Raw genomic sequence first — 12,043 nt, forward strand, 5'->3', positions numbered from 1 at the left:
ATCCTTGACACATGAGTCGGACACGAGACGATCTCCCCCAGGAGATCGCCATGCTCGACACAATCAGACCCTCGCTCGCCGGATTCTTCGAAGGTACCAACCCGACGCCGCCGACGCATCTCGGCACTCGCTACGACACGGCTGGCAACTTCCTGCTCGAACCCGGCAACACTGTCGTCTGCCATCTGGTCAAGGGCTCTGCTTCCGAAGCGGCGATCATCAAGGTGCGCGAGCGCATGCTCGCAATGCCCGACGCCGATCGCCTCGCCTTCACGCCGATCTCCAGCCTGCACATGACCCTGTTCCAGGGCATCATCGAATATCGCCGCCGCCTCCCTTACTGGCCTTCGGACGTACCGCTCGACACCGACATCGACGGCATGACCCGCCTCTATCTCGAACGGCTGCAAGGCTTCGAGAGTCACGACCCCTTCAAGATCAAAGTTGTCGAAGTCGTGCCGACCGGCCTCACCGTCGCCGGCGCCACCGAGGAAGACCGCCGGATCCTGAACGCCTGGCGTGACGCGCTTTCGGTACCGTTCGGCTACCGCCACCCGGACCACGACGCCTATGTCTTCCACATCACTTTCGCCTACCAGATCCGCCGGCTCGCCGACGAACGCGTGGCCGTCTGGCGGGATCTGTTCGACGATTGCCTGTCGTTCCTCGAGCGCCAGGCTCCGGTGATCGAATTGCGCCCGCCGGCCTTCTGCAGCTTCAAGGACATGAAGCATTTCGAGGAATTGCTTATCCTGGAGTAACCCCGCCAAGCCTGTGGGCGGTAACAAAACTGACATCAATCCGACACCCCAGCTTCACGTGCCTGCGCTAGCGAAGGTTAACAGACCTGCAAAAGCGATGGACTGGAGTTTTGGTATGTCAGCATCATCGGCCTCGCTCGAAATCCGCGGCATAACCCGACGATTTGGCAAGAACACCGCTGTCAGCGACATCAACATTTCCATACCGCGCGGCCAGATGGTCGGCATCATCGGCCGCTCGGGCGCCGGCAAGTCGACGCTGCTGCGCATGATCAACCGGCTCATCGACCCTAGCCATGGTTCGATTTTCTTTGACGGCGCCGAGGTGTCGAGCCTGCAGGGTTCGCCGCTGCGCCGCTGGCAGCGCGACTGCGCCATGATCTTCCAGCAGTTCAACCTGGTGCCGCGCCTCGACGTTTTGACCAATGTCCTGCTCGGCCGCCTCAATCACCGCTCGACGGTTTCCAACCTGCTCGGCATGTTCACGCGCGTCGAATGCGCCGAGGCGGTGGCCGCGCTCGAGCGCCTCGACATCGCCCGCACCGCATTGCAGCCGGCCGGCACGCTGTCCGGCGGCCAGCAGCAGCGCGTCGCGATCGCCCGCGCCATGATGCAGCAGCCGAAGGTGCTCTTGGCCGACGAGCCGATCGCCTCGCTCGACCCGCTCAATGCTAGGGTGGTGATGGATTCGCTGCGTGACATCAACCTGCGCGAAGGCATCACCGTCGTCACCAACCTGCACACGCTGGACACGGCGCGAGCCTATTGCAATCGCATCATCGGCATGGCCGCCGGCAAGGTCGTCTTCGACGGCGCTCCGCAAGACCTCGACCGCGACGCCGTGCGCACTGTCTACGGCGCCGATGCCAGCGGCGCCGAGATCTCCGAAGCCATCACGTCGACCAGCGTGACCATCAGGCCCAAGATCACCGCATCCGCCGGACCGCTCGAACCAGCCTTCCCTGGCTACTGAGTCCACCGCCTCGCGCCGATAGCTCGGGCCAATCGCGGATTTCAGCAGAGCAACCCGGATCGCCCGCCAGCGTCAAAGGCAAGACTTGGAAAATCAGAACGCCGCCGGCGCGCAGCCGGAACAACAGGAGAGAGATCAAAATGTTCAGGAAGATGGTTTTTGGAGCAGTTTCACTGCTCGCCATGGCGGCAAGCGCCGCACACGCCGCTGACATCAAGGAGTTCCGCGTCGGCATCCTCGGCGGCGAGAACGAGACCGACCGCCTGCGCAACTACCAGTGCCTCGCCGACCATTTGAAGTCGGAATTCGGCTTCGAGAAGGTGTCGCTGTTCCCGGCCGCCGACTATGACGGCGTGATCCAGGGCCTGCTCGGCGGCACGCTCGACTTCGCCGAGCTCGGCGCGTCCGGCTACGCTAGCGTCTATATCAAGGACCCGAAGGCGGTCACGCCGATCCTCACCACCCAGCAGACCGACGGCTCGACCGGCTATTATTCGGTCGGCCTGGCGCTGAAGACGTCCGGCATCACCGACATCAAGTCGGCCAAGGGCAAGAAGCTCGGCTACGCCGATCCGGACTCGACCTCGGGCTATCTGATCCCGCTGACCCAGATTCCGAAGGACACCGGCGCTTCGAACGAGACCTACTTCGCCTCGACCCAGTTCAACGGCGGCCATGAGAACAACGTGCTGGCCGTGCGCGACGGCAAGGTCGACGTTGCCGTGGACGATTCCTCAGGCATCGGCGACTTCAAGAACGGCTACACCTCCGGCACCTTCCACAAGGAAGTCGCCAAGGGCGCCGTCGACCCGAACGACTTCGTCGAAGTGTGGCGCTCGGGCCTGATCCCGAACGGCCCGCTGGTGGTCCGCACCGCGCTCGGCGACGACATGACCGCCAAGCTCACCGCCTTCTTCACCGCCTTGCCGGCCAAGGACAAGGCCTGCTTCGAAGGCGTCGAGGGTGGCGATTTCACCGGCTACGTCCCTGTGAAGCCGGAATTCTACAACGTCATCGTCGAAGCCCGCAAAGCCGCTATCGGCGGCTGACGGCATCAGAAAAGGGCGGCGTGGTGAAACGCCGCCCTTTTTGCATGTTCCAATCATGACAGTCTCGGCGACAATCCATACCGAAGCCACCCGGCAGCAAGCGGATGCCTGGCGACGCCAGACCTCGCTGCGCCGTTTCTACACCGCGCTCGGCGTCGCGCTGCTGCTTGTCGCCATGTGCGCCACGATGTGGTTCGCCGACGAAGCCAATGCCGGGCATTTCTTCGACCGGTTGCCGCACATTCTCGACTTCCTGAGCTGGCTGGTACCGAAGGACTGGAGCGATGTCTGGCGGGCGCTTTTCGATATCGCCTCGCCAAATGACAAGGGCACGCAGGAGTTCAACTTCCCGCTCGGCCGCGTCTACGTCTGGGACGGCTTCTATATCCCTGAATATTTCGAGCTGATGCTGACCACGGTGAACGTGGCGCTGGTCTCGACCTTCATCGGCTTCGTGTTTGCCGTGCCCTTCTCCTTCATCGCCGCGCGCAACCTGACGCCGAGTCCCCTCCTGCGGCTTGTCGTCAAGCGCTTCATGGAATTGCTGCGCGCCTTCCCCGAGATCGTCATCGCCGGCCTGTTCGCGGCCATCGTCTCGATCGGCCCGGTCGCCGCCATCATCGCCATCGGCCTGCATTCGATCGGCGCGCTGGGCAAGCTTTTCTACGAGATCAACGAGAATATCGACATGCGCCCGGAGGAGGGTCTGCGCGCGGTCGGCGCCAACTGGTTCGAGCGCGTGCGCTTCGCCGACCTGCCGCAGGTGCTGCCCAATTTCATGTCCTACACGCTGCTCCGGATCGAGATCAACGTGCGCATCTCGACCATCATGGGCGCGGTCGGCGGCGGCGGCATCGGCGAGGAGCTGAAGCTGTCGATTTCGCGCGGCTTCGGCGCCAAGACGCTGGCGCTCGTGCTGCTGCTCTTCACCACCATCTTCCTCGTCGACCAGTTCTCCGCCTGGCTGCGCCGCAAGCTTGTCGGTGAGCAGGCTTTCCTGATGAGCGCTTGATATGGCTGCTATAACCGCCGACGAAATCAGCGCGATCGAACAACGCTTTCCGGAAATATTCCACCGCCCTGCCTACAAGCGCTTCTGGCCGCTGCTGCTGATTGCCGGCACGGTGCTCTATCTCGCTTACGCCTTGTGGTTCTTCAGCCTGCCGCAGGTGCTGCGCGAGTCGCATTGGGAGCGCCTGCCGCTCTTCCTGTCGCAGTGGATCAGCTACGACCTGCAGCCGGAATTCCGTCTCGACCAACCGCAGATCACGCCGAAATATCCGCGCTTCTCGGCGCTTGGCGAAAACCCCAATCCTGATTGGGTGATCAAGAACCCCGACGGCACTTTCACGGTTCGGATCGACGGCGATGCGAAATCCGTCACCTTCGACAAGACCAGGGCGACGATCATCGCGAATGGCGTGACCGTGCCGATATCGCTGACCGGCGGCAAGCCGGTTGTGACAGGTCCGGTACCCGACTGGGTAACGGTCCATGACGACGAAATCGTCGCCAAGATGGGCTTTGCCGGCGAGGTGCGCGTCACCGTCGACCGCGTCAAGGTGCGCAAGCGTTTCCTCGGCTGGGCGAATTTCGTCTTCGACACGCGCTCGCCCTTCTTCGGCAAATCGGCCGGCGAAGTGATCTCGCTGCTTGTCTCGGGACCTGAGCTTCAGCCCGGCACATCGAACCTCGCTCTTGCCGCCGACAACATCTGGAACAACGCCCAATGGCAGCACGGTGATGTCTGGACGAAGCTGTTGCAGACCATCGTCATGGCGTTCCTCGGCACGCTGCTCGGCGGCATCGTCGCCTTCCCGCTCGCCTTCTTCGCCGCCCGCAACATCACGCCGAGCGGTCTGCTCAGCCAGGTGCTGAAACGCTTCTTCGACTTCATGCGCTCGGTCGACATGCTGATCTGGGCGCTGTTCTTCACCCGCGCCTTCGGCCCTGGACCGCTGGCCGGAAGTGCCGCGATCTTCTTCACCGAGATCGGCACGCTCGGCAAAACTTATTCCGAGGCGCTGGAGAACATCGACGACAAGCCGCGCGAAGGCGTCGTCTCAACCGGCGCCAACGGCCTGCTGGTGCAGCGCTACGGCGTGCTGCCGGAAGTCGTGCCGGTCTTCATCAGCCAGACGCTCTATCAGTGGGAATCCAACACCCGCGGCGCGACCATCATCGGCGCCGTCGGGGCCGGCGGCATCGGCCTGAAATTGTGGGAAGCGATGCGCACCAACTCGAACTGGGCCAACGTCTTCTACATGGTGCTGCTGACGCTGCTCGTCGTTTTCATCTTCGACAACATCTCGAATTTTTTGCGCCGCAGGTTGAGCCGCACGCTGCATGATTACAATCGGCTGCAGGCCCAGCGGGGGTGACCTTGTGACCCATAAGGGCGGACATGGTATAGTGCCGCGCCAAGGGTCGACCCACACTCCGTCGAGCTTCGCTCGACATCTCTCCCCCGATCGACGGGGTAGAGGAAAGGCGCGAGGCTATCCGAGCCGCGCCTGTCCTCGAAGGCCGAGGCTCCCTTTCCTCTCCCTCCGGAGGGGGGAGAGGTGGCTCGGCGAAGCCGAGACGGAGTGGGGGAACCACTTGGCAATCGCCGCGAGGTCTCCTTTTGCGCGTCACTATCGCCCGATCAGGGCGCTAAGCCGTAGCCTTCCACCCATTCCTGATATGCTTATACCCGTCCCGATAGACCGCCTCTGGGCTCTCCGCAAAATCGCGCCACACCTTGGTCGCCGCCGCTAGGTCCTTCAGCGAGCGGCCGAACGACTCGATGGTCAGCCAGTCGTCATAGCCGCTCTTGCGGATCGCCGCGAAAGTCTCTTTCCAGGGGATGCTGCCGCGTCCCGGCACGCCGCGGTCATTCTCCGAAATGTGGATATGGACGACATTCCGGCGGTTGCTTGTATAGGCGCCGATCGGATCGGCCTCCTCGATATTGGCATGGAAGGTGTCGTACATCGCCTTGATATGCGGCCGGTCGATCGCGTCGATATGCTCCGACAGGTCGGCCATGGTGTTGACCAGATAGCATTCGAAACGGTTGAGCGCTTCCAGCCCGATGGTCACGCCCTTCTTGCCGGCATGGTCGCCGATGGCGCGCTGCGAGGCGACCGAGCGCTTCTTTTCCGCCGACGTCGGACCGCTGCCGGAAAAGGCGCCGAGCGTCGAATGCAGCGGCCCGCTGAGGGTGTCCGCGCCGAGCGCGGCGCTGCAGTCGATCGCCCATTTCATGTAGTCGATGCCGGCCTTGCGGGTGGCGGCGTCCGGCGAAATCAGGTTCATCGCCGGATCGCCCATGGCCGAAACCGCGGTGCGCTCAAGGCCGATGCGGTCGAGCATCTCGCCGAGCTTTTTGTAGTCGTCGGGCGTGCCTGAGAAGACCGGTATCTCGACGCCGTCGAAGCCGGTCGCCTTGATGTCCCTCAGCAGCGCCTCGTGTTTCTTCGAGACGCTGGTCGTCCACAAGAACATGCACATGCCGATTTTCATCGACATCCCTCCCCCTTTGCGGGTCAGCTGAACGCCGCCTCTGCCACTCCCCCTCATCCGGCCGCTTCGCGGCCACCTTCTCCCCGCCGGGGAGAAGAGACTTGGCGTCGGCGAGGGCGACCTCCTCTCCCCGAGGGGAGAGGTCGGATTGCCCCGGATTGCTCTTGCAATTCGGCTGGCAATCCGGGTGAGGGGGACTCTCCCTTCGCGACGGCCGCGCTTACAGTTTCGTCCACGCCCCATTTTTCTTCGACGACCTCACGCAAGCCTCGATGAAGGCCATACCCTCGACGCCGTCCGCGATCGTCGGGAAGACCACATCCTTAGCCGGCTTGCCGCCTTTGCGCCGTGCTGCCCGGATCGCCCGCGCGGCCTCTTGGTAGATGTTGGCAAAGCCTTCGAGATAGCCTTCCGGATGGCCGGACGGCACGCGGCTGACGCGCGCCGCGACCGGCATCGCGCCGGCGCCGGCCCGCGTTAAAAGCTGCTTCGGCTGCCCGAACGGCGTATACCAGAGGTAATTCGGGTCGGCCTGCACCCACTCCAGCCCTCCCTTGGAGCCGTAGACACGCAGCTTCAGCCCGTTCTCATGGCCGGGCGCCACCTGGCTTGCCCAGATCATGCCCTTGGCCGGATGCTTGTTGCCGACCGGCTTGAAGCGAAGCATGACGTTGATATTGTCGTCGAGTTGGCGGCCCGGCACGAAGGCGTCGAGGTCGGCCGCCAGCGTATCCAGTTCCAGCCCGGACACGAAGCGGGCAAGGTTATAGGCATGCGTGCCGATGTCGCCCAGCGCACCGCCGGCGCCGGCCTGCTTGGGATCGGAGCGCCAGGAGGCCTGTTTCTGGCCGGTGGCGGCGAGATCCTCGGTCAGCCAATCCTGCGGGTATTCCGACTGCACGATGCGGATGTCGCCGAGCTGGCCCTTGGCCACCATCTCGCGCGCCTGGCGGATCATCGGATAGGCTGTGTAATTGTGGGTGAGCACGAACACCTTGCCGGTCTTCTCGACGAGGGCTGCGAGCCGCTTCGCCTCGGCCAGCGAGGTCGCCAGCGGCTTGTCGCAGATGACATGGATGCCGGCTTCCAGGAAGGCTTTTGCCGCCGGCACATGGACGTTGTTGGGTGTGACGATCGCCACCGCCTCGATGCCGTCCGGGCGCTTGGCTTCGGCTTTGGCCATCTCGGCATAGGAGCCGTAGCTGCGCGACGGATCGAGCCCGAGTTCCTCGGCCGAGGCCTTCGCCCGCGCCGGGTCCGACGACAGCGCGCCGGCCACCAGCACGAAGTCGTTGTCCATGCGCGCCGCTATGCGGTGCACCGCGCCGATAAAGGCGCCCTGCCCGCCGCCAACCATGCCGTAGCGGATCGGGCCGCCTCCCGCTTCCGACTTCGATGCGCCGACCATGTTTGTCTCCCTCGTCTGAGATTCCCCTCCCCTCAAGGGGAAGGTTTGAGCGCTAGATTCCCATCATCGCCCGCAACAACTTCTTGTCGGTCGTGCCGGCGGCGAAGTCATCGAAGGCCTTCTCGGTCACCCGGATGATGTGGTGCTGGATGAAAGGCGCGCCTTCGGCGGCGCCGTCCTCGGGATGCTTGAGGCAGCATTCCCACTCCAGCACCGCCCAGGAATCGTAATTGTACTGGGTAAGCTTGGAGAAGATGCCGCTGAAATCCACCTGCCCGTCGCCCAGCGAGCGGAAGCGGCCCGCCCGGTTCACCCAGCCCTGATAGCCGGAATAGACGCCCTGCCGCCCGGTCGGGTTGAACTCGGCATCCTTGACGTGGAACGCCTTGATCCGCTCGTGGTAGATGTCGATGAACTCGAGATAGTCGAGCTGCTGCAAAAGGAAATGCGACGGGTCGTAGTTGATGTTGCAGCGCTTGTGGCCGCCGACCGCGTCGAGGAACATCTCGAAGGTCGCGCCGTCGAACACGTCCTCCGAGGGATGGATCTCGTAGCCGACGTCGACGCCATTGTCCTCGTAGACATCGAGGATCGGCTTCCAGCGTTTGCCGAGTTCGCCGAACGCTTCCTCGATGAGTCCTGCCGGCCGCTGCGGGAAGGGATAGAGGTAGGGGAACGCCAGCGAGCCGGTGAACGACACCGAAGCATTCAGCCCGAGATTGCGCGATGCTTTGGCGCCGAACTTCATCTGTTCGACAGCCCACTTCTGCCGCGCCGCGGGATTGTTGTGCACCTCGGCCGGCGCAAAGCCGTCCATCTGCGCGTCATAGGCCGGATGAACCGCGACCAGCTGCCCCTGCAGATGCGTCGACAATTCGGTGATCTCGACGCCCGCCTCAGTGCAGATGCCTTTCACCTCGTCGCAATAGGCCTTCGACGACGCCGCTTTCTTGAGGTCGAACAGGCGTGCATCCCAGGTCGGGATCTGCACGCCCTTGTAGCCCAGGCCGGCCGCCCATTTGGTAATCGAAGCCAGTGAGTTGAACGGCGCGGCGTCGCCCGCGAACTGCGCCAGAAACAGGCCGGGACCCTTCATCGTTGTCGGCATCGGCATCCTCCCTCTCTTGTTTTCACGACCAAGCATAGCGCCGATTGGAGCGAGGGCCAGCCTGTTTGGTCAATCCTGCCGGCATCTCAGCACTATGCCATTCTGGTATTACCAAATCCCATATTTCGGTCAAGCGCCCGAAAACCGCCAGGAAGCGATGAACGCGCTGTCAAACGGGCAAAATTACCTTATAAAATCATGGTATTGACCGACCGGCAGGGCATCCCCTGCCCACTTCTTGCCGCGCATGAAAATTTACTGTAGAGGTCATGGTGGACCCAATTGGTCGAACCAGTTTCGCGGAAAATGCTGGCAACGCCTTGGGGAGGAATCATGCGGCCGCCTCGGTCGGGAGGCGTCGCGGGGTAAATGTGACTGGCGAATTCTGGGAAGGATAGACCATGCATCTTTCGACGCACAATTGGATGCGGGCCGAGCCGCTGGAGGTAACGCTCAAGCGCATCAAGAAATTCGGCTACGAATCGATCGAGATTTCCGGCGAGCCCGAGCAGTACAAGACCAAGGAGACGCGTGCGCTCCTGAAGGAGCACGGCATTCGCTGCTGGGGTTCGGTGACGCTGATGCTGGGCGAGCGCAACCTCGCCGCCAGGGACCAGGGCCAGCGCGAGCGCTCGGTCAAGTACGTCAAGGACGTGCTCACCATGGTGAGCGAACTCGACGGTGAGATCATCACGCTGGTGCCCGCGACCGTCGGCAAGGTCGTGCCGGACGGCACCGAGGCGGAGGAATGGGGCTGGGTGGTCGACGCCACGCGTGAGTGCTTCACGCACGCCAAGAAAGTCGGCGTCAGGATCGCGGTCGAGCCGCTCAACCGCTTCGAGACCTACCTATTCAACCGCGGCGCCCAGGCGCTGGCGCTCGCCGACGCGGTGAGCCCCGAATGCGGCGTCTGCCTCGACGCCTACCACATCCACATGGAGGAATTTAACGTCTATGACGCGATCCGTCAGGTCGGAAAGCGCCTGTTCGACTTCCATGTCGCCGACAACAACCGCTTCGCCGCCGGCCTTGGCCAGATCGACTGGCCGAAGATCGTGCGCACACTGAAGGAAGTCGGCTATGACGGCGCGCTGACCAACGAATTCGTCGCGCCCGTCGACCGCACACCGGCCGCGCCCTATCCGGAGATGGTCGAGCGCAACCCGGTCGACATCTCGCCCGAGCAGCTCAAGTTCATCCAGGACCACGGCTCAAGCGTGCTCACGGAAAAATTCTACACAGACCAGATGCGCATCACCGCCGAAACGCTGCTGCCGCTGATCAAGTAGACCTCCGATTGAAGCTTATCCCTTCCGCCCGACGGGCGGAGGGGCCGAAGGGAAAACATGCGCATCAAAAGCGTCCAGGCCTGGTGGGTTCGTGTCCCGATCGAAGTCGCGAAGCAGCATCGCAGCGACTTCGGTCAGGTGACGACGTTCGACGCCGCCATTTTGCGCATCGAGACCAATGACGGCTTGGTGGGATGGGGCGAAGGCAAGAACGCCGCCGGCAGCGCCGGCAGCTATGGCGCGCTCGTCCATATGCTCAACCACGAGATCGCCCCGCAGCTCATCGGCCGCGATCCAGCCGACATCGGCATCATCTGGGAAATGCTTTACAACGGCGTGCGGCATGAGACGGCGGCGCATGCCGGCCACGCCATGCCGCAGCTGGCGCGGCGCGGCATGAGCGTGGCGGCGATCAGCGCCGTCGACATCGCGCTCTGGGACATCCTCGGCAAATCGCTCGGGCAGCCGGTATGGCGGCTGCTCGGCGGCCGCAAGGTCGAGCGCATGCAGGCCTATGCCTCGGGCGGCTGGGCCCCAGCCGACGCGATCGGCGAGCAGTTGAAATCCTACATCGCCAAGGGCGGCTTCAAGGCGCTGAAGATGCGCGTCGGCGCCATGGACGGCGCCCCGCATGTTTCGGCCGCGCGCGTGCGTGCCGCAAGGCAGGCGATCGGCCCGGATGTCGAGCTGATGGTCGACGCGCACGGCACCTACACCGTCGCCGAGGCCAAGCGTTTCATCGGCCTCACCGCCGATCTCGACCTCGCCTGGTTCGAGGAGCCGCTGATCGCCGACGACAAGTCGGGCATGGCCGAAGTGCGCGCCTCGGGCTCGACGCCGATCGCCACAGGCGAAAGCGAGGCGACGCGCTATGCCTTCCGCGATCTGGCGGTGCTGAAATCGGCCGACATATTCCAGCCGGATCCGGCGTTTTGCGGCGGCATCAGCGAGGCGATGAAGATCGGCACCATCGCCAGCGCCTTCAACCTGCGTTTCGCGCCACACCTGTGGGCCGGCGCGCCCTGTTTCTTTGCCGGGCTGCATGTGTGTGCCGCCTCGCCCGCCAGCTTCATCATCGAATATTCGCTCGGCGCCAATCCGATGATCCACGACCTGGTCGAGGAGACTGTCGAAGTGAAGAACGGTATGATAGCGATCCCTGAAAAGCCTGGACTGGGATTCACCATCTCGGAGCGGTTCCTGGAGGCGCACGCGCAACGCGGCTGACGATGAAAGAAAAGAACCTTCTCGCGGAACTTGCCGCCTATCTCTTCGCCAACTCGGACAACGAGTCCGGCCGCACGCCGTCTGAGCGCGAGTTGGCGGAACATTTCGGCGTCAGCCGCGGCCAGATCCGCGAGGCGCTGGCCATCCTCGAGGCCATGCGCATCGTCGAGCGACGCGCCAAGTCCGGCATCTATATCGACACCAAACAGGCGAGCGTGGAAGCGCTGGCGCTTTTCGCCCGCGCCGGCCTGCCGCTCGATCCGGTGCAGATCTACGAGACCGTCGAGCTGCGCAAGATCCACGAGATCAAGGCGGCCGAACTCGCCTGTTCGCGCGCCACCGAGGAGAATTTCGAACGGCTGCGCGAAATCCTCAAGGCTTCCGAAGAGCGCATTGCGGCCGGCGAAGGCCTCGCCAAGGAGGATCGCGAGTTCCACCTCGAGATCGTGCGCGCGACCAAGAACAGCGTCTTTCACAACATCTGCAGCGTCTATTACCTGATGGGCGAGCAGCGCCTGCCGATCTACTTCAACGATCCCGAGCGCAGCGTACGCTCGCATGCCGAGCACATCCAGATCTACGAGGCGCTGTTGCGCCGCGACGGCAATCTCGCGCAGGCGCTGATGAGTGCGCACCTGCAGGGCGCCGAGAGCTACTGGAAGGGCATCATCGAAGGCCGCGCAATGGAGCCGGAAGGCGCGGCGCTCGAAAAGGCTTGAGT

Annotated in this window: 11 protein-coding genes; 8 read left to right on the forward strand and 3 right to left on the reverse strand. The window is 63.5% G+C overall.

Translation table 11 applies throughout. From position 1 onward, the window contains the following. Nucleotides 1–50: 50 nt before the first annotated feature. From AC0L2L_RS25735 to phnE (AC0L2L_RS25755), 5 genes are all read left to right on the forward strand, one after another. Nucleotides 51–761, forward strand: a complete 711-nt coding sequence (locus AC0L2L_RS25735) for a DUF1868 domain-containing protein (protein ID WP_473582289.1) — start codon at nt 51–53, stop codon at nt 759–761. 115 nt (nt 762–876) lie between these two features. Next, nucleotides 877–1,734 carry a phosphonate ABC transporter ATP-binding protein gene (gene phnC / locus AC0L2L_RS25740; RefSeq protein WP_473582290.1) on the forward strand — a complete coding sequence of 286 codons (858 nt, stop codon included), beginning with the start codon at nt 877–879 and terminating at the stop codon, nt 1,732–1,734. Nucleotides 1,735–1,874: 140 nt separating this feature from the next. Further along, the gene (gene phnD / locus AC0L2L_RS25745; protein WP_473582292.1) at nt 1,875–2,783 is read left to right on the forward strand and encodes a phosphonate ABC transporter substrate-binding protein; all 909 of its coding nucleotides are present in this window, start codon (nt 1,875–1,877) and stop codon (nt 2,781–2,783) included. A gap of 55 nt (nt 2,784–2,838) precedes the next feature. After that, nucleotides 2,839–3,795 (forward strand): phosphonate ABC transporter, permease protein PhnE, encoded by a 957-nt coding sequence (gene phnE, locus AC0L2L_RS25750; RefSeq protein ID WP_473582294.1) that lies wholly within the window; start codon nt 2,839–2,841, stop codon nt 3,793–3,795. Between the two features lies 1 nt (nt 3,796). Further along, the gene (phnE, locus tag AC0L2L_RS25755; protein WP_473582297.1) at nt 3,797–5,164 is read left to right on the forward strand and encodes a phosphonate ABC transporter, permease protein PhnE; all 1,368 of its coding nucleotides are present in this window, start codon (nt 3,797–3,799) and stop codon (nt 5,162–5,164) included. A gap of 274 nt (nt 5,165–5,438) precedes the next feature. Here the strand turns inward: phnE (AC0L2L_RS25755) and AC0L2L_RS25760 are convergent, their stop codons facing one another. The 3 genes from AC0L2L_RS25760 to AC0L2L_RS25770 form a co-directional block, all read right to left on the reverse strand. After that, the gene (locus AC0L2L_RS25760) at nt 5,439–6,290 is read right to left on the reverse strand and encodes a sugar phosphate isomerase/epimerase family protein (RefSeq protein ID WP_473582299.1); all 852 of its coding nucleotides are present in this window, start codon (nt 6,288–6,290) and stop codon (nt 5,439–5,441) included. Between the two features lie 220 nt (nt 6,291–6,510). After that, on the reverse strand, nt 6,511–7,698 hold the full coding sequence (locus AC0L2L_RS25765; protein ID WP_473582301.1) for a Gfo/Idh/MocA family protein: 1,188 nt from the start codon (nt 7,696–7,698) through the stop codon (nt 6,511–6,513). Nucleotides 7,699–7,750: 52 nt separating this feature from the next. Further along, entirely contained in the window at nt 7,751–8,806 is a 1,056-nt protein-coding gene (locus tag AC0L2L_RS25770) for a sugar phosphate isomerase/epimerase family protein (protein ID WP_473582303.1), read from the reverse strand. A 401-nt stretch (nt 8,807–9,207) separates the two neighbouring features. Between AC0L2L_RS25770 and AC0L2L_RS25775 the strand changes: the two genes are divergently transcribed. Genes AC0L2L_RS25775 through AC0L2L_RS25785 form a run of 3 tightly spaced genes read left to right on the forward strand, consistent with a single transcriptional unit; the run spans nt 9,208 to nt 12,041 of the window. Next, nucleotides 9,208–10,095, forward strand: coding sequence for a sugar phosphate isomerase/epimerase family protein (locus AC0L2L_RS25775; protein ID WP_473582304.1), 888 nt, complete (start codon nt 9,208–9,210; stop codon nt 10,093–10,095). A gap of 57 nt (nt 10,096–10,152) precedes the next feature. After that, nucleotides 10,153–11,322, forward strand: coding sequence for a mandelate racemase/muconate lactonizing enzyme family protein (locus AC0L2L_RS25780; protein WP_473582305.1), 1,170 nt, complete (start codon nt 10,153–10,155; stop codon nt 11,320–11,322). A gap of 2 nt (nt 11,323–11,324) precedes the next feature. Continuing rightward, nucleotides 11,325–12,041, forward strand: coding sequence for a FadR/GntR family transcriptional regulator (locus tag AC0L2L_RS25785; RefSeq protein WP_473582307.1), 717 nt, complete (start codon nt 11,325–11,327; stop codon nt 12,039–12,041). Nucleotides 12,042–12,043: the final 2 nt, after the last annotated feature.

This window comes from Mesorhizobium sp. WSM4832, assembly GCF_055811115.1.